The sequence below is a fragment of the Demequina sp. NBRC 110054 genome (assembly GCF_002090115.1).
In the GTDB taxonomy this organism is placed as follows: Bacteria; Actinomycetota; Actinomycetes; order Actinomycetales; family Demequinaceae; genus Demequina.
Genome location: NZ_BBRK01000005.1, coordinates 403,512 through 421,517, shown reverse-complemented (window position 1 = coordinate 421,517; position 18,006 = coordinate 403,512). Strand labels below are relative to the sequence as shown.

Here is an 18,006-nt window from a genome sequence, read left to right as displayed (position 1 = left end):
TCATGTCTGGCTTTGCGTGGTCAGGACGCCGCGGTCGCGAGGCCGCTCGGGACCGGCGACACACCCAAGATTTGAAGGCACCTGGTGCAGCACGACGACCCGCGGGCGCTAATGTATGCCTCACGCACGCCTCGGGGGGTCGAGACGACCGGTGTCGCTGAGCGGGCGCCGTTGACTGGTGCCGCCGGTGCCAGCGGCGGTTCAGGCAAGGGGAACAGAAGTGAAGATGAGGGCGATCACGGCCGCGGTGCTCGGACTGGCGTTGGCGCTGGGTGGGACCGCGACCGCAAGCGCGGATGACACGCGCAAGGTCGATCGAGGGGAGTACGCCGCGGTGCACATCGGCGACACGCTCGCCGAGGTGGCGAAGGTGTTCGGAGCACGCGGGTCCGAGGACTTCAAGTACGTGGACGGCGGCGTCGGTGCTCAGATGCGGACCTGGGACGTCACCGAGTCCGACGACGGGTTCGTGACGCTTGTGTTCGAGCGCAAGGCGGGCTACTGGGTCGTGACGGACAAGATCGCGCTGTGGCAGCTCACGCCGAAGCAGACGGCGGACACCATGACGAAGCGGGAGTACCGAAGCATCACGAAGGGGATGACGCTCGCCCAGGTCCGGAAGATCGCCGGCACCAGCGGCACGCTGTGCATGGAGACGGGAGGCCGGGTCCTCGGGAAGATGAAGGGCGTCGCGTGGCCGGTCTACCCGTCCTCCGAGGGCGGTGCCATCATGATGTTCGAGTGGAGCAAGGGCGCCTACCGGCTCACCTCCAAGGAGGTCGACTGGGACGGCACCTCGGACCTCTTCGAGGGACTTTGATCTCTCAGCCGCGCGTCGGCGAGACAGCCGTCTCCCGGCCGGGCGACGACCTCTAGGGGGCGACTTCGGGTCGCGGTGCTGCCAGCTGGGTGGGTGACTCTCCGGTCAGCAGCACCGCGGCCTGCGCCCTGTTGGAGGCTCCTGTCTTCGCGAGGATCGACGACACGTGCACGCTCACCGTCTTCGGCGAGATGAACAGTCGCTTCGCGATGGCCGCGTTCGTCAGACCGTCGGCGACCAGCGTGAGCACCTGGCGCTCTCGCTCGGTGAGCTCGCCCAGCGGCGCCGCGTCCGTCGTTCCTCGCGCCCCGAGCCGAGCGAGGAGCTCACGCGCCCAGCGCGCGACCAGATCGCAGCCGTCGCCGGGCGCTTCGGCGACGACGGATCTCAGCAGATCGATCGCCTCTTCCCATTCCCGGTCGCGCCTGACAGCCTGCGAGGTCAGCGCCTCGGCGAGGCGGAGGCGAGCGACATATCTCAGGCGACGGGGTGTGCGGCCCGACTCTCCGACCCGTACCGCTTCGCGCCAACCCTCCTCGCCGTGCGGGACGCCGTGCGCGTCGTGGAGTGAGGCATTGACATACGGGCCGAGGATCTCGCGCCAGTATCCGCCTGCGAGCCGAGCCGCCAGCTTCTCGATCCGCTCGATGGGAGCGGACAGATCGAGCGACGTATGCGCTTGGGCTTCGGCGAGCAGGGCGGCGCCGGACACGAGCAGGACGTCGATGTCGGCAGGCGAGTCCTGGGCGTGCTCCCACGCGAGCGGGTCGAGCAGGGGCATCGCCTCCTCGAGCGTGCGTGCGCGCTCGGCCGCGCGAGCGTCGTGGGCCTTGGCGATTGCCAGGTCGATCAGCAGCTCGTTCGCGACGCCCACCCACTGCAGGTCCTGACTCGCGACGTCCCACGCATCGCGAGAGTGTCCGAGGAGGGTCTCGCATTCCGCGATCCGGTCTCCCCACACGAGCGCCATCCCCTCGATCTGGAGCGCGTTGAAGGTCGTCTGGAGCGAATCGCTGCCCATGAGTGCGCGCGAGCGTCGGGCCGCGGCGAGGCCCTCGTCGACCCGGCCCGCGGACGTGAGCGCCTCCGCGGTGTTGCTGAGCACATGAGCGCCCGCCCGCTCGCGGCCAAGCTCTCGGGCGCGCTGCGCGCAGGCAAGGCCCTTCGTCGCGGACTCCTCGAAGCGGCCGAGCATCAGCATCGCGACCACGGCGTTGTCGACCGTCATGAACCACAGCTCGGAACCCTCCTCGAGCAGCGGCTCGAGCCGGAGCAGGTCCGCGAGGCCTTCCTCGATCCTGCCGTCGACCCACCGCAGGCGCGCCTGCGACAGCATCGCGTGAGCGACGGTCTCCTGGGAGCCGACGGACTCCGCCAGCGCGATCGCCTCGTCGAGCATCGCCATGCGGTCGCCCTCGCGCACGTGCGCCGCGCGATAGGAGAGTGCGAGCGCATGGAGCCGTACCGATTCGGCATCGTCCAGTCCCTCAAGCAGCGCGTCGACCTCATCGAGCCGCTGCACGAGGTGCTGGCGCTGCTCCGTCTCGAGACTCGCCTGGATCTGCTCGAAGAGGAGCTCGACCCGCAGGTGCACCCGCTCTGGCGGCAAGCGCGGGATCGCGCGCTCGACCACGCGCATGCAGTCGCGGAGCTGATGGGCACTCGCGTAGTCCCGCGCGACCTGGAGATACAGCTCGTGCTCGCCGATGCCGGCCGCGACCTCGGGCTCGGCGACCTCGTGCCACAGATCCAGGAGACGCTCTCCGAGACGGGCCGCGCTCTCGATGGAGAGCGTCGCGCGCGCGAAGGTCATCGCGGACACTGTCGCGTCGAACGCCGCCTCCCTGTCCCCGGCCGCGAGCCAGTGCTCGGCAGCGGCCGAGGCGCTCGACCGATCCCCCCAGTCGAGGCGAGCCTGGAGCACCTTCGCGATCCGCCGATGCATCTCGGCCCGTTCGGGCGGGAGCATCTCGTCGAGCATCGCCTCGCGGATCAGCGCGTGGCGGAATCGGTATCGGTCGTTCTCGGCGACGAGCACGTGGCCATCGAGGGCATCGCGCAGGCCACTGGTGAGGTCCGCGTCTTCGCCGTCCCAGATTGCCGCGAGGTCGGTGTGGCTCACCGCGACGCCGCAGACAGACGAGGCCTGCACGACTCTGCGCGCCTCGTCCGGCAATCGATCCACTCGAGCCAGGATGACGTCGCGGAGCGTCTCGGGAAGATCCGCCTGCGCGATGTCGAGGAGCTCCTCGACGAAGAAGGGGACTCCTTCGCTGCGCGCCTCGAGCGTTGTCATCTCGTGGGAGGTGAGGGGGCGACCGACGAGCTGGGCGGCGAGGGCCTCGAGGCTCTCGCGGCCTAGCCTGGGGAGGGCGAAGACGTCGACGGCCCGGTTTCGCTCGAGCTCGGTCAGCAGCGCCCGCGCGGGGGCGTCCTTGGTCACCTCCTCGGTCCGGTACGTCGCGACGAGCGTCAGATGCGCTCCCCTCAAGGTCGAGGACAGGGTGCGGAGCAGCGAGAGGGTCGCGGCGTCCGCCCAGTGGATGTCCTCGATCACGATCACCAGGTGAAGGTCCTGGGAAAGCCCCTCGAGCAGCCGCTCGATCGCCTCCGCGACGTAGTCGCCGCTATGCGAGGCGCCCCGCGGGCCCTCGATCTCCAGCTCGGGCACGAGCGCGCCAAGGGTGGCGAGGACGGCCTGCCCACCCGCGGCGTCCTCGAAGGCCGGCCGGCCGACCTTCGCGAGCAGGTCGTGCAAGAGCCTGCGGATGGGCACGAAGGGTGCGCCGATCGTGCCGAGGTCGACGCACTGGCTCATCGTCACGACGGTCTCAGGGGGAGCGGGCCTGGCCTCCGCGATTCGCATGAACTCGCGCACGAGGAGGGTCTTCCCGATGCCGGCCTCGCCCTTGACGACCAGAGCGCGGGGCTTGCCGCGCGCGCCATCGTCGAGCGCGTGGAGCAGCACCCCCAACTCCTCATCGCGCCCGATCATCTGCGTCGCGCGGGCGACCTGCGTCACCGCTCCATGGTCGCACGGGTCATGCGGCGCGGAACAGTGCGAGAGGTGACGTATCCCCAAGCCGGGTCAGCTGTGGGTAGTCGGCGAGCCCGCGCAAGCAACGGCCGCCCTTGTCGTCGCCTGCGACACTGTTCGGCCGAAAGGTAGGTCCGGAGCGGGACGGCGGGGCCGACTGGGTGGTGGTTCTGGCGTGTGGCGGGTCCGGCGAGGTGCGGCGTCAGTGCACGCCAGCCGTCCCGTGCCGGTGGAATCCGGTGTGGGTGAAGGCGTGCCACCGCTCGACCAGGCGAGGGCGTCGTCCGCGGCGTGCGGTCGTCGGCGCGGAGCCGGCCGAGCGTTGCTTGCGTTCGAATGCGACCGATGCGGCTTCTGACAACTCGGCCGACGTCGGTCGCGCCTGCGTCCATGACATGCTGACCAGCTGGTCCATGATGAGCTCCCCTCTTTCGCGCCGCGTCAGGTGGTGCGCCGCGTGAGGCGAGCATGCGCCCTGAGGTCGCGCCGGCGCATCGGGAGATCTCCCTATCCGCCGCCTACGCCGGTGCCTGAGGCCCGGGAACGAGCGCATTCGCCCGTGCGAACTCCTCGAGTGAGAGCATCCCGTCGCTGTGGATCCGCGCGAGCTGCTCGAGCGCCCTCGGAACGTCCTCGGCTTCGTTGAGCTCCGTCGCGGGGCGGGCGCCCTCCTTGACCGGGGCCACGGACGGACGATGCAGAGCGACGGTGGCCCGCACCTGTGGGGCGGTGAGCCCCCGCGCGGTGAGCGTCCGTCGCACGCCACCGTCGAGCTTCACGATGATCGCCTCGACGAGGTGTTCTTGGGCGCGGCGAGCGCGAGCATGCCAAGGGCGAGCACGCGTGCGCCGGAGACAGTCCTCTCTACGTTCTCAGGACCCTCGACCACCAGGTCGGTGATGTCCGACCAGGGGAGCCGCTCGCCCTCGACGCTGCTCCTGCGAGTCAGCTCGAGGCCGCGCTTCCCGACGTACAGCACCTGGGCGCCCGTCGCGATCTCGACCTTGATGGTGTGCGCCCCCGCGCGGAAGAGCGCCGCGTCGGGGCTCAGGTTTCGCGCGGCGGGTACCGCATGCCCCGCCATGTAGGGGACGCCCCTGCCCCGCGCGTCCTGGCGGGCGGCACGCTCTGCGGCACGCGTGCGCATCCGCTCCTCCTACGCGGCGTCCCTCTCACGCTGCTTCGCTGCGCGCTGTTCCTCGCGACTCATGGCCGTGTTCCCCCTTGCCCTCGCGCCCCTGGTGTATCGCCCACCCTAGAGGCGGCACCTGGTGGCGCCAGGGACCCTGGGGCGGCGCGCTCGGGTGTGGAAGAAGAGCGCTCAGGGCGGCCTTCCGGCGTGTGAGATGCTTCACATTCGGGCGAGCGTCGACTAGCGTCTTCGCCGTGTCCCGTGACGACGGCCGGATCTGCCGATGATCGACCTCCCGCACGTCGACTACGTCTATCGCCACGAGGGAACGCGTCGGAGCCGCCTCGTCGTGGCGCTCTCGCAGACCGCGCGCCCCGTCTTCCAGCGACGGTCCTTCGACTCGCCGTTCCTCAGCGTCTACGAGCCGGGCCCGACGACCTACTTCATGCGTTCGGCTGACGAGGCCGCGAGCCAGCTCGTCCATTGGATCCGTGCGCGGAACGTGTCCGAGCTCTCCTTCATCGGTGGCAGCAAGGGCGGCACCGGCGCGCTGCTGTGGGCGTCGCTCGTTGCGCGCAGCGCGCCCGAGGTCCTCGTGACCGCTCTCGCGTTCAGCCCCCGAACCGCGTTGCTGCCCTACGACGAGTCAGTCCCGTTCGCTGGATACCACGCGCTCATGCGGCGGGCCGAGACAGAGCCCGATCTCGCCGCGGACCTGGCGCGGCATGGCAGGATCCGCGTCCCCGACCTCGACAATCTCTTCGCGCGCCTCGTGTACCCCGCCAAGGCTCCAGACGAGTCCGCCCAGGCGCGCCGTGTCCTGGGGCCTCGAGTCGAGCTTCAGCCGTTGCCGATCCGTCAGCACAGCACGATGTTTCCGTTCAGCGCGGACATGAGCGATCGCGCGCAGGCCGCCAAGCAGGTCGACAAGCTTCTGCGCGCGGGGGAGCGGAACAACGACCTCGCGACCGCGCTCGACGGCAGCTCACGCGAGCAGTTGATCGACGAGTATCACGCGCTTGGTGCACAGCCATCGCTGCGCGAGCTGCTGGAGTCGGTCGAGTCCTCGCATCCCGGACGCGCGCGCACGCGTGTGTCACCAGGTTCTGGCACGATGCTCGAGACCCACGCGAGGATCGGAGTCGGAAGGCGCCTGCGCGACGTCGCCGCGGCGCTCAACCCCCTGTGATCGGCTAGGGGGCCTCCGGCGGGACGGCGAGCGCGAACGCGTCGTCCGGATCGGCTTGGGAGGGCCTCTCTCGCGCCGTCTGCGCGACGACGATACCGACGAACACGACCGCGGCGCCTGCGACCTGGAGCGGCTCGAGCGTCTCTCCGAGCCACAGCCAGGCGACGGTGAACGCGAAGAGCACCTCGGACGACGCGAGGATCCCCGAGGCCGTCGCGCTGATGTGGCGCAGCGACATGAAGATCAGCGTGAACGGCGCGAATGCGCCGAGCGAGACCATGGCGACCAGCGGTACCCACATGGGCGTCACGATGCTGTCCAGCGCGCCCCCGAAGGACACGTCCGCGGTGAAGGTCCCGCCGGGCATCGTCCACCAGCCAGAGAACACGAGCCAGAAGGCCGTCGCGAAGGTCGAGGCCCAGAAGGCGACCGCCATCGGTGGTCTGCCTGCAACGGACCGTTCGCCCGCAAGGAAGTAGAACGCGTAGGCGCATGCCGCTCCGAGACCGGCGGCGACGCCGAGCAGCGACAGCGAGGAGTCCCACACCTCGGCGACGACCGCGAGCCCGACGAGCACCGCGCCGATCGCCCACCACAGCCGCGGATGCACGCTCTCCTTGAACACCACCCGCGCGACGACGGCCACGATGATGACCGCCATGTACTCGAACAGCAGCGCGACTCCGACGGGCAGATGCTTGATCGCGACCGCGTAGAGCCACTGGACGAGCGCGAGCCCGCCGATTCCCAGCGCGGCGAACCTGCCCAGGTCCGTGCGCGACACCCGGAACTGCGAACGGTCGGTGAGCAGCAGCACCGTGCCAGCGATGAGCGCGGTGCCGAGCACGCGCATGAGTGTCAGCTGCTCGGGTGAGATGCCGGCCTGCATGACGACCTTGGTCATCGAGCCGTTGAAGCCGAACAGGAACGCCCCCGTGAGGACGAAGGCGGCGCCGAGCGCGGGGGAGCGGCGCATCGCCGCGGAGTCGTTCACCGGCCCAGACTATGGGGCGCCGGCCGAGCCTGTGGGATGACGGCGGCACCTGCGCGCTGAGCGACGCTCCTGGCACTAGCATCGATGCGAGAAGGAGCGACCGGGTCCCCGGCGCCCGCGATCCGAGTGAAGGAGCGACCCCCGTGACGATTCTGAGGATTGTGCTGCTCATCCTGCACTTCCTGGGGCTTGCCTCCCTGCTGGGCGGCTTCCTCTACACGATGAAGGACAAGGTCAAGACTCTTCCGTCGGGGATGTTCCACGGCGCGTTGACGATGCTCGTCACCGGCGTCGCGCTCGTGGGCGTGGCCTACGGCAGCGGCAACGGCGATCACGTCGACAACGGCAAGATCACCGTCAAGCTGCTCGTGGCGCTCGCCGTCGCGGTGCTCGTCATCGTCAACCGCAAGAAGGAGTCCGTCGCGGTTCCCGTCTGGGCCACCATCGGAGGGCTCACGATCCTGAATGTCATCGTCGCGGTCGCGTGGCGCTGAGCCGCGCGTGAGACAGGCCGTCGCGTCCGACGCGGCGGAGATCGTCCATCTCGGCGCGCTCATGTACAAGGCGGTGGGCGCGAAGCCGACGCCGCAGTGGGCCGCAGAGTCGACCCGCACCGTGCGCACGCGCCTCGGCAAGGACCTCATCGGGATCGTCATCGATGCTCCTGAGGGCGGACTCGCGTGCTGCGGTCTCGTGAACATCGGACCGCGTCTGCCGCGTCCTGGCGCGACGTCGCACGAGGTGGCCTATGTCCAATGGGTGTCGACCGCGCCGCAGCACCAGCGCAAGGGGTATGCCCACGCGGTGATGAAGGCGCTGCTCGAGGAGACGAGTGCGCGGGGCATCGAGGTCGTCGAGCTCCACGCCTCGCCGATGGGGCGCGAGATCTACGAGGAGCTCGGCTTCTTCGTGAAGAGCGACAACATCGCCATGACGCACGTGCGGCGCCGACCGACGCAGTAGTCGGAGGGACCGAGCGCGCCGGTGGGCGGCGTGCCCGGGCGGGAGATGTCGGCGAGATCCGTAGAATCTATCCGTGAGTTCTGACTACTCGGCACGCCACCTCTCCGTCCTCGAAGGCCTCGAGGCGGTGCGCAAGCGCCCCGGCATGTACATCGGCACGACCGATTCGCGGGGCCTCATGCACTGTCTCTGGGAGATCATCGACAACTCCGTCGACGAGGCGCTCGGAGGCTTCGGCGACCGCATCGACGTGATCCTGCACCCCGACGACTCCGTGGAGGTGCGTGACAACGGTCGCGGCATCCCGGTGGACGTCGAGCCCAAGACCGGCCTCACGGGCGTCGAGGTCGTCATGACCAAGCTGCACGCGGGAGGCAAGTTCGGCGGCGGCTCGTACGCCGCCTCCGGCGGTCTCCACGGCGTCGGCGCGTCGGTCGTCAATGCGCTCTCGGAGCGCCTCGACGTGTGGGTGGACCGTGGCGGCAAGACCCACCACATGGCCTTCAGGCGCGGCGAGCCCGGCTACTTCGCCGACCCCGCGTCCGGACCGACCCCCCAGGCTGAGTTCACGCCGTTCGTCACGGGCTCCGAGCTCAACGTCGTCGGCAAGGTCGCGAAGGCGCGGACGGGAACTCGCACACGCTACTGGGCGGACCGGCAGATCTTCAACAAGTCGGCGTCGTTCTCCTATGAGGACCTGCTGACGCGCGCCCGCCAGACCGCCTTCCTCGTCCCTGGGCTGCAGCTCGTGGTGCGCGACGAGCGCAACCCGCTCGAGCCGACCGAGGAGACCTTCAAGTTCGACGGCGGCGCCAAGGACTTCGTCGACTACGTGGCGCCCGATGCGGCCGTCACGGCGACGTGGGAGCTCCGAGGCGAAGCCACCTACAAGGAGACGGTGCCCGTCCTGAAGGCCAACGGTCACCTCGTGAGCGAGGAGGTCGAGCGCAACTGCGTCGTCGATGTCGCGCTGAGGTGGGGCAAGGGCTACGAGTCCGAGGTCCGCAGCTTCGTCAACATCATCTCGACCCCCAAGGGCGGCACCCATCAGTCCGGCTTCGAGCAGGGGCTGGTCAAGGCGATGCGCAAGGTCATCGAGGCCAACGCGCGTCGCCTCAAGCTCACCGGCAAGGACGGCGCGGAGCGCATCGAGAAGGACGACATCATGGCGGGCCTCACCGCCGTCGTCACGGTGCGCATCCCCGAGCCCCAGTTCGAGGGACAGACCAAGGAGGTGCTGGGCACGACCCCCGTGCGCGGCATCGTCTCCAAGGTCGTCGAGACCGAGCTCGGCGCGATCATGGGCTCCACCAAGCGCGATGACAAGGCTCAGGCCACCATCGTGATGGAGAAGATCATTGCCGAGATGCGCGCGCGCGTCGCCGCCCGCAAGCAGAAGGAGATCTCGCGCCGCAAGAATGCGCTCGAGACCTCGTCGCTGCCCGCGAAGCTCGCCGACTGCCGCAGCAACGACGTCGAGTCGTCCGAGCTCTTCATCGTCGAGGGTGACAGCGCCCTCGGCACCGCGAAGCTCGCGCGACGCTCGGACTTCCAGGCGCTCCTGCCGATCCGAGGCAAGATCCTCAACGTCCAGAAGGCGTCGATCACCGACATGCTCCACAACGCCGAGTGCGCAAGCATCATCCAGGTGATCGGCGCGGGATCCGGTCGCACGTTCGACCTGGAGCAGGCGCGCTACGGCAAGATCATCCTCATGACCGACGCGGACGTCGACGGCGCGCACATCCGCACGCTCCTGCTGACGCTGTTCTTCCGCTACATGCGCCCCATGGTGGACGCTGGCCGCGTCTACGCCGCGGTGCCGCCGCTGCACCGCGTCGAGGTGATGGGCTCCGCGCGTCGTGAGCGCGAGTACATCTACACGTACTCGGAGAAGGAGCTCACCGAGACGCTTCGCGATCTCAAGCGCGCGGGCCGCAAGTACAAGGAGGACATCCAGCGCTACAAGGGCCTGGGGGAGATGGACGCGGATCAGCTCGCGGAGACCACCATGGACCCCGAGCACCGCACCTTGCGCCGCATCACCGCGGCGGACGCACAGGCGGCCGAGCGCGTGTTCGAGCTGCTCATGGGCAACGACGTCGGCCCGCGCCGCGACTTCATCGTCGCCGGCGCCGCCGACCTGGACCACTCGAGGATCGACGCATGACCACCACCGGCCCCAACCCCGCGCTGTGCGCGGCGCACCCCCACGGCTACCACTCGTCGCCGCGGGTCAACCCCGAAGGCTCGCGCCACGTGCTCCGGCACCACTCGCTCATCGGCCTTCCCAAGCGGTGCCTCGTGCTTGAGGACGAGCTGCTCGACACGGATCGCGAGCTCGACTTCCAGTCGGAGCTGTCGGTGATCGAGAGCACGCATGCGCCGGTGTGGGGGCTGCTGTGGCCGATCATCGCGATGGTCGTCGTGGGGGTCGCGGCGCTGTTCACGTGGATCCCCGCCGCGGCTGCGGTGGCGGGGGCGCTTGCGGCGCTCGTCATCGAGCGCATCGGCAACGCGGTCCAGCGCGAGCGCATCCGGAGGGTTGTCGACTGGCGCAGGCGCGTCGGGCGCTGACCCGGGAGCCTCGGTCCGTGGCGGGGTGACGTACCCCTGGTGAGGACCCGCCCACCTGGGACCTTGGTGCACCGGGCGCCGGGACCGAGGTACGCAAGAATGGGAGCGTGACCGAAGCATCCGTTCCGGAAGTACAGATCGACTCGGTGGAGTTGGGGCGTCGCTCTGGCGCCATCATGCGCACGGGCCTGATGATGCTCGAGGCCGGCACGGCGAGCTACCGCGTGAAGCAGGCCATGTCGGCCGTGGGGGAGTCGCTCGGCGTCGAGCAGGTGCACGAGCAGGTGACCCTCACGGAGATCACCCTCACCTCGCGCCTGGGGCATCGGTTCCGCACCGAGGTTGCGGAGATCCGCAGGGCGGGTGTCAACGCCGACAGGATCGCGGCCCTGGACCGCTTCCGCAGGGAGCTGCCCGAGAAGACCACTCCCGGTGACATCCACCGCGCGCTCGACGCGATCGAGCGCAAGCCCGCCCGCTACAGCCCGCTGCTCAACGCGGCCGCGGCCGGAGCAGCGTGCGGAGGCTTCGCCGCCCTGAACCAGGCCCACATCATCGAGATCCTCGTGGTGTTCCTCTCGGCAGGCGCTGGACAATACGTGCGGCGGCACCTCGCGCACAAGGGCTTCAACGCCCTGGGGACGACGATGATCGCGGCGTTCCTCGCAACCGGGCTGTACCTCGGGGTGCTCGGGCTGATCGGCCTCGTCGGCCACGGCCTCGAGGTCCACGCGTCGGGGTACATCTCCTCGGTGCTCTTCCTGCTGCCCGGATTCGCACTCATCACGGGCACGCTCGACATGGCCAAGCTCGATTTCTCCGCGGGGCTCACGAGAGTGGCGTTCGGGCTCATGATCGTCATGGGCGCGGGTGTCGCGGTCTGGGCGCTGTCGCTGATGAGCAGCCTCGACACGTCGCAGCGCGAGGTCACCCTCGCGCTCTGGGTCCAGATCATCGTGTGGGCCGTCGGTTCCTTCGTGGGGGTCGCCGGCTTCGCCTTCATGTTCAACTCGCCGCCGCGCATGGCGCTCAACGCGGCGTGGATCGGGATGGTCGCGTACGTGGCCCGCCACCTCCTGCAGGAGTTGGACGTACCGATCCAGATGGCTACAGCGATCGCATGCATCCTCATCGGCATCCTCGCGGCGATCTTCTCCTCGGGAGGGCGGTGGCCCGTCATCACCCTGCAGGTCCCAGCGGCCCTCGTGCAGATCCCGGGCGTCCCGGCGCATGAGGCGATCGTGGCGCTCAACGAGGCCGACTACACCGCAGCAGTCTCCGGCATCCTCCAGGTGCTGCTGGCCGGGATCGCCATCCTCGTGGGGCTCGTGATCGCGAAGCTGATGACCGACTGGGAGTGGTCATTCGAGCGCTGAGGCGCGCCGAGTACTCCAGACGTAGCAGCCGCGAGTGTCTTCTGCGGGACGATGTGCGACACGCCTGCTCAGAGGAGCCTTGAATCATCACCGATTCGAGGAGAGATCATGCAGGACAGCGGTTCCGCCCCCAGCCCCCACCACCTCACCACCGCGCGCTCGTGGCGCCGCGATGTGGGCCCGATGCGGAGGGCCGGCGCGACCGCCGCCGCAGTCGGGCTCGTGCTCGGACTCGGAGTCCTCGCCGCCGGGCCGGCGGCCGCTGCAGAGAGCGCCGGTTCGAGCGTCGAGGCGGCCGCGCCTGCGACCGATCTGCAGATGACGGTGACAGGGCCCTCGACGCTGCGGGTCACCAACCCGACCGACAAGGTCATCGAGGTCGTCGTCCACCTTGAGGGCCAACACGGACACGGCGGCACGACCTACGACGCGGGCACGCGGCAGCTTCCCGCGATCGCCGCGCACACTCAGGGCCAGACGGTGCGCTTCGCCGACTTCACCCACGACTGGGGCCACAACCTCTACGGCGTGAAGTATGACTTCCTCGTCGACGGACAACTTGTGGCCGAACTGCGTACTCCCGGCGGCGTCGCGCCGACAGGAACCGTGATCGCCCGGCCTGTGCCGGGCGTGGTGATCCCGGACGTCGAGCAGCCGACCGAGCCGACCATGGCGGTGCCCGAGCCCCGCGAGCCCCAGCCGGTCGCCACACCCGCGCAGGTCGACACCGCCGCGACGGCTGACCCCACTCCCACGCCGTCGGGGGACAAGACTCCCGAGCCGACGCCCGCACAGCCCACGCCCTATCCGGTGCCGAAGCTCGCGCCCCAGAAGGCGGTCGCCACCCCGGACCCGATCCCGCAGGCCACTCCGACGCTGGTGCCCCAGAAGTCGACCACCACCACGGAGCAGCCCACCCCGTACCCGGTGCCCACGCTGACCCCGGCCAAGCAGCAGCTCACCCCCGAGGCCACGCCGCAACTGACCCCGATGCTCGTGTCGGGCGAGAACCCCACGCCCACGGGCAACCAGGTGCCTGCCCTCGTCCCGTCGCTTCCGAGCCTTGCGGTGCCCGGTCTCGCCCAGGTCCGTGTGCCGGTCGCCACGGGCGGCGAGGTGCCGTCACTCGTCGAGACCACCCAGCCCGGGACGACCACGACGGGCACGACCATCACGGCAACGACCACGACGACGACTACCGGCGGTGAGGTGACGACGGTGGGCACGCACCGTCGTACGCCCACGACCACCACCCGCACCGGCACCACCTCGACAACGGGGTCACCCGTCAGGGAGGTGGCGACCAACCACAGGACCGAGCGCTCGACGACCCCGCCCACTCGGACCGCGACGACCTCACACGAGCCCGCCGATCGGCTCGCCTACACGGGCGCCGACGACGCGCTGGTGATCGGCGGCACCGCCCTCGCGGCGATCCTCGCGGGCCTGGGGCTGACCATCGCGGCCCGCCGTCGTGGCACCGCGGAGTGACGCAGGACCCCGCCACGCCAGGCGCCACAGAGGTGAGGCCCCCGCAGATGCGGGGGCCTCACCGTCGCGTGCGGTCCGGCGTCAGCCGATCCCGAGGACGGGTGCGGCGAGCGCGGTGCCCGAGCCGTCGCGTCGTCCGTGCTCCTCCGGGAGCTCGACGGCCTGACCTGCGCCGGACGTGGCGCGGGCCGGCGAGGCGCCCACGTAGGCGACGAGCAGCGCATCCTCGCCCTTGAGGAACCGGTGGGCGCGGACGCCGCCCGTGGCGCGGCCCTTGCCGGGGTACTCCGAGAACGGGGTGACCTTGGCCGAACCGGGCGTGGTGCCGGGCAGCGCGGTCGACGGTCCCGAGATCGTGACGACCACGGGCTCCTCGGCCCCGGGCGTGACGACGCCGAAGAACAGCGCCTGCGCGTCGCCCAGGTTGATGCCCGCGATGCCGCCTCCCGCACGCCCCTGCGGGCGGATGCCCGAGGCCGGGAAGTGGAGCAGCTGTGCCGTGGTCGAGACGAAGACGACCTCGGCGTCGTCCGCCGCGTTGCCGGCGCCGATCACGCGGTCCCCGTCCTTGAGGCCGATGACCTCCCAGACGTCCTTGGAAGGCTCGTCGCCGACGGCGACGCGCTTCACCACGCCGCCCATCGTGCCGAGGGTCAGCGGCGCCTCGGCACCGAGCGGCACGATCGTCACCACCTCCTCGCCCTTGTCGAGCTGCAGCAGCTCCGCGAGCGGCACCCCGCCGCCGAGCGACGGCGGCTCCGCGGACGGTGCGAGGGCGGGCACGTCCAACAGGGAAAGCCGGTGCAGGCGACCCGTGCTCGTGACGACGCCGACGTCCGCGCGCGCCGAGGCCGGGACGATCGCGCGCAGCACGTCATGCGCGGATCGGCGTCCCTCACGCGCGACGGGAGAGTCGTCCGCGGTGCGCGCGACGAGCCCCGTCGCGGACAGCAGCGCGAAGCACGGGGTGTCCTCGATCTGCATCGACAGGGGAGCGGCCTTGCCGTTCGCGGAGGGGACGGCTGCCCCGGCCACGCCCGTCGTGGCCGGAGCCCCGGCGTCGGCGAGCAGGATCGTGCGGCGAGGAGTGCCGTACTCCGCAGCGGCGGCGTCCATCTCCTGGCCCACCACGGAGCGCAGCACCTTGTCGGAGCCGAGGATCTCCTCGAGCTCGGCGATCTCGGCGAGCAGCTGCGCCTTCTCGTTCTCGAGCTCGAGTCGCGAGAAGCGGGTGAGGCGTCGCAGACGCAGCTCGAGGATGTACTCGGACTGGATCTCCGACAGGTCGAAGGCTGTCATGAGCGCCTGCTTGGCCGTCGCAGCATCGTCCGAGGAGCGGATGATCTGGATGACGTCGTCGATGTCCAGGATCGCGATGAGCAGGCCGTCGACCAGGTGCAGGCGGTCCTTGCGGGCTGCGAGGCGGAACGCGGAGCGGCGGCGCACGACCTCGAGGCGGTGGTCGACCCACACGCGCAGCAGCTCCCTGAGGCCGAGCGTCCGGGGCTGTCCCTCGACGAGCGCGACGTTGTTGATCGAGAAGGACTCCTCGAGCGGGGTCACCTTGTACAGCCGCTCGAGCACCGCGTCGGGGTTGAAGCCGTTCTTGATCTCGATCACCAGGCGCGTGCCGTGGTGGCGGTCGGTGAGGTCGGTGACCGCGGAGATGCCCTCGAGCTTGCGGGACGAGACGCCGTCCTTGATCTTCTCGATGACCTTCTCGGGGCCCACCTGGTAGGGCAGCTCGGTCACGACGATGCCCTGTCGGCGAGCCGTGACCTTCTCGATCTTCGTGGTCGCGCGCGTTTTGAAAGCACCCTTGCCGGTCTCGTAGGCCTGCTTGATGCCGTCGAGGCCGACGATGCGGCCGCCGCCGGGCAGGTCGGGTCCAGGCACGAAGCGCATGAGCTCCTCGAGCGACGCCCCGGGGTTGGCGAGCAGGTGGCGGGCGGCCGAGATGACCTCGACCAGGTTGTGCGGAGCCATGTTGGTCGCCATGCCGACCGCGATGCCCTGAGCGCCGTTGACCAGCAGGTTCGGGATCGCCGCGGGCAGCACCGACGGCTGCTCGAGCTTGTTGTCGTAGTTGGGCACGAAGTCGACGACGTCCTCGCCCAGGTCCGCGATCATGGCCATCGCGCCGGTCGCGAGGCGGGCCTCGGTGTAGCGCGAGGCCGCCGGGCCGTCGTCCAGGGAGCCGAAGTTGCCGTGGCCGTCGACGAGCGGAAGCCGCAGGGAGAACGACTGCGCCATGCGCACGAGCGCGTCGTAGATCGCGCTGTCGCCATGCGGGTGGTACTTGCCCATGACCTCGCCGACGACGCGCGAGGACTTCACGTGCGCGCGGTCGGGCCGCAGCCCCATGTCGCCCATCGTGTAGACGATGCGGCGCTGCACGGGCTTCATCCCGTCGCGGGCGTCGGGCAGGGCGCGCGAGTAGATCACCGAGTAGGCGTACTCGAGGAACGAGCTCTCCATCTCGGCGCTGACGTCGATGTCGACGATCTGTGCGTCCGCCTCGGTAGCCATCTCTCTCCTGTTCGCTGAGTGGGCGAGGGCCGTAGAGCATTGTCCCTCGCGTCGTGGTCGCGTCGTGTCAGGCCACGCTGGGGAGTTCGCCATGGCGTGCGCAGAAGTGGAACAATAGCGCGCATGCCCCAGACCCTCGAGGAATCCGTCGCCGTCGCGGGATACTACCCGGCGCTCGCCACGACCGTGCTCCGCTCGGCCATCGCCGGGGAGAACGTCCACGCGCACTTCGTGCAGACGGAGACGACGTTCGACACCGCCGAGGTGCGCCGCCACATGACCGTGCTCGTCCTCACCGACAGCCGCCTCATGCGCGTGCACATGGACGACGGCGTCGGTCCGTCGGGCGAGTCGACCCACGAGGCGCAGGCGACTGTCGAGACGTCGCTCGTGAGCAACCTGCGGACGATGGCGCTCACGCATGTGGTGCATCAGCCCGAGCGGTTCAAGGAGGGCGACCTGCCCAGCGAGCTCGTCCTCGCGGTCGGTAACGGCATCCACACCCGCATCGAGCTCGAGCCTGCCACGTGCGGGGACCAGAACTGCGAGGCCGACCACGGCTACACGGGCGGCATCACCGGCGACGACACGCTCGTGCGAGTCTCCGCCATCGCGGACGGCGAGGACGCCGTCCGCGCGCTCCAGGACTTCGCCGCGACCCTGCAGCGCAGGCTCGGCGAGCACGCGTGACCTTCGAGGCGAGACTGGCGGCAGTCGGTCTCGACAAGCCGGACTACGGCGGCCGCGAGCTCGGCGCCGTCCTGCCGGCGGCGCTCGCCGCGGTCGGCGCGGGACACGCGGTCCGGTCGCGCAATGCCGACGCCGACCGGTCGCGTCTCGAGATCCCGCGTGCGAAGCACGTGATCGTCGCGGTGGTCGACGGCCTTGGCCACCAGCAGCTCGATGCGCGCCGAGGCCACGCCCCCTTCCTGCGCTCGATGGTCTCGGGCAGCATCACCGCAGGCTTCCCGACGACGACGGCGACCTCGCTCGCGATGTTCGGCACGGGCGAGCCCTCGGGCCGCACCGGCATGGCCGGCTACAGCGTCCGCAACCCGCGCACCGGCCAGCTCGCGAACCTTGTCTCGTGGGAGGGCGCCTACCGCGCCGAGGAGTGGCAGCCGCGCCCGTCGCTGCTCGAGGAGGCGGCCCGCGAGGGCCTCACCGTCACGACGCTCGGTCAGGCCCGTTTCGCCGGCTCGGGCCTGACCCAGGCCGCGCTGCGCGGGGGAAGCTTCATCGGCGCGGAGCGACTCGCCGATCGTGTGGACGTGGCCGCCGGCGTGGCGGGCAGGCCCGGCGTCTCGTACCTGTACTGGGGCGAGATCGACAAGGTCGGCCACCACCATGGATGGGGCTCAGGCGAATGGGTCGCCGCGCTCGAGGACGCCGACGCGGAGTTCAAGCGGCTCGCTCGCTCGCTCCCCAAGGACGCGGTGCTCGTCATCACCGCTGACCACGGCATGCTCGACGTCACGGGCGCGCCTCGCTGGGACGTCGCCGACGAGCCCGCGCTCAGTCAGGACATCGCGCTCGTCGCGGGGGAGCAGCGCGCCGTCCATCTGTACCTCGACCAGGGCACTGACCCGGACGCCGTCGTCGCGCGCTGGCAGGACGTGCTCGGCACGCACGCGGCGGTCGGCACCCGGGAGGATGTCGCCGCCGCCGGGCTCATCGGGCCCCTGGACGATGCGGTGTCGGACAGGTTCGGCGACGTGATCGTTGCGATGGCGGGCAGGGCCACGGTCGTCGACTCGCGGACGCAGAGCCCGCAGTCGCTGCAGCTGATCGGCGTCCATGGGTCCCTGACCCCGGAGGAGCTTCAGGTGCCGCTCCTCACGATCGTCCCGGACTGAGCACCGCGCTCGGCTCCGCCGCGAGAAGGTGCGCGGGGCCGC

The 18,006-nt window shown here is 70.1% G+C and carries 16 protein-coding genes; 10 read left to right on the top strand and 6 right to left on the bottom strand.

The annotated features are described in order from the left end of the window. Positions 1-226 precede the first annotated feature (226 nt). Positions 227-820: a hypothetical protein gene (locus B7K23_RS11235; protein WP_143338249.1), complete on the top strand. Its 594-nt coding sequence runs from the start codon at positions 227-229 to the stop codon at positions 818-820. Positions 821-872: 52 nt separating this feature from the next. Here the strand turns inward: B7K23_RS11235 and B7K23_RS16085 are convergent, their stop codons facing one another. The 4 genes from B7K23_RS16085 to B7K23_RS11220 form a co-directional block, all read right to left on the bottom strand. Beyond that, positions 873-3,842 carry an AAA family ATPase gene (locus tag B7K23_RS16085; protein ID WP_084126663.1) on the bottom strand — a complete coding sequence of 990 codons (2,970 nt, stop codon included), beginning with the start codon at positions 3,840-3,842 and terminating at the stop codon, positions 873-875. A gap of 217 nt (positions 3,843-4,059) precedes the next feature. Beyond that, complete coding sequence (locus B7K23_RS15755; protein WP_159451393.1) at positions 4,060-4,272, bottom strand: hypothetical protein; 213 nt, start codon at positions 4,270-4,272, stop codon at positions 4,060-4,062. Positions 4,273-4,375: 103 nt separating this feature from the next. Beyond that, positions 4,376-4,636 carry a hypothetical protein gene (locus B7K23_RS11225; RefSeq protein WP_084126662.1) on the bottom strand — a complete coding sequence of 87 codons (261 nt, stop codon included), beginning with the start codon at positions 4,634-4,636 and terminating at the stop codon, positions 4,376-4,378. Continuing rightward, positions 4,633-5,004: a hypothetical protein gene (locus B7K23_RS11220; RefSeq protein ID WP_084126661.1), complete on the bottom strand. Its 372-nt coding sequence runs from the start codon at positions 5,002-5,004 to the stop codon at positions 4,633-4,635. The genes B7K23_RS11225 and B7K23_RS11220 overlap by 4 nt, the downstream gene beginning before the upstream one ends. A 268-nt stretch (positions 5,005-5,272) precedes the next feature. Between B7K23_RS11220 and B7K23_RS11215 the strand changes: the two genes are divergently transcribed. Further along, entirely contained in the window at positions 5,273-6,178 is a 906-nt protein-coding gene (locus B7K23_RS11215; RefSeq protein WP_084126660.1) for a hypothetical protein, read from the top strand. Between the two features lie 4 nt (positions 6,179-6,182). On the opposite strand, the gene B7K23_RS11210 is transcribed toward B7K23_RS11215, so the two are convergent. Continuing rightward, the gene (locus tag B7K23_RS11210) at positions 6,183-7,172 is read right to left on the bottom strand and encodes a DMT family transporter (protein WP_143338248.1); all 990 of its coding nucleotides are present in this window, start codon (positions 7,170-7,172) and stop codon (positions 6,183-6,185) included. A gap of 143 nt (positions 7,173-7,315) precedes the next feature. Here B7K23_RS11210 and B7K23_RS11205 point away from each other — a divergent pair, with 143 nt between their 5' ends. The 6 genes from B7K23_RS11205 to B7K23_RS11180 all read left to right on the top strand — a co-directional run bounded on the left by B7K23_RS11205 (position 7,316) and on the right by B7K23_RS11180 (position 13,579). Then, the gene (locus tag B7K23_RS11205) at positions 7,316-7,666 is read left to right on the top strand and encodes a hypothetical protein (protein WP_084126658.1); all 351 of its coding nucleotides are present in this window, start codon (positions 7,316-7,318) and stop codon (positions 7,664-7,666) included. A 7-nt stretch (positions 7,667-7,673) separates the two neighbouring features. Next, positions 7,674-8,135 carry a GNAT family N-acetyltransferase gene (locus tag B7K23_RS11200; RefSeq protein ID WP_159451392.1) on the top strand — a complete coding sequence of 154 codons (462 nt, stop codon included), beginning with the start codon at positions 7,674-7,676 and terminating at the stop codon, positions 8,133-8,135. 73 nt (positions 8,136-8,208) lie between these two features. After that, the gene (locus B7K23_RS11195; protein ID WP_084126656.1) at positions 8,209-10,305 is read left to right on the top strand and encodes a type IIA DNA topoisomerase subunit B; all 2,097 of its coding nucleotides are present in this window, start codon (positions 8,209-8,211) and stop codon (positions 10,303-10,305) included. Beyond that, a complete protein-coding gene (locus B7K23_RS11190; RefSeq protein WP_084126655.1) occupies positions 10,302-10,712 on the top strand; it encodes a hypothetical protein in 411 nt (136 codons plus the stop codon). The genes B7K23_RS11195 and B7K23_RS11190 overlap by 4 nt, the downstream gene beginning before the upstream one ends. Before the next feature lie 107 nt (positions 10,713-10,819). Next, entirely contained in the window at positions 10,820-12,088 is a 1,269-nt protein-coding gene (locus B7K23_RS11185; protein WP_143338247.1) for a threonine/serine exporter ThrE family protein, read from the top strand. 108 nt (positions 12,089-12,196) lie between these two features. Next, a complete protein-coding gene (locus B7K23_RS11180) occupies positions 12,197-13,579 on the top strand; it encodes a hypothetical protein (protein WP_084126653.1) in 1,383 nt (460 codons plus the stop codon). Positions 13,580-13,660: 81 nt separating this feature from the next. On the opposite strand, the gene B7K23_RS11175 is transcribed toward B7K23_RS11180, so the two are convergent. Further along, positions 13,661-16,108, bottom strand: a complete 2,448-nt coding sequence (locus B7K23_RS11175; protein ID WP_084126652.1) for a DNA topoisomerase (ATP-hydrolyzing) subunit A — start codon at positions 16,106-16,108, stop codon at positions 13,661-13,663. A 123-nt stretch (positions 16,109-16,231) separates the two neighbouring features. Here B7K23_RS11175 and B7K23_RS11170 point away from each other — a divergent pair, with 123 nt between their 5' ends. Both B7K23_RS11170 and B7K23_RS11165 read left to right on the top strand, forming a co-directional pair. Beyond that, complete coding sequence (locus tag B7K23_RS11170; RefSeq protein WP_084126651.1) at positions 16,232-16,798, top strand: DUF5998 family protein; 567 nt, start codon at positions 16,232-16,234, stop codon at positions 16,796-16,798. After that, positions 16,795-17,964, top strand: a complete 1,170-nt coding sequence (locus tag B7K23_RS11165; RefSeq protein ID WP_084126650.1) for an alkaline phosphatase family protein — start codon at positions 16,795-16,797, stop codon at positions 17,962-17,964. The genes B7K23_RS11170 and B7K23_RS11165 overlap by 4 nt, the downstream gene beginning before the upstream one ends. Positions 17,965-18,006: the final 42 nt, after the last annotated feature.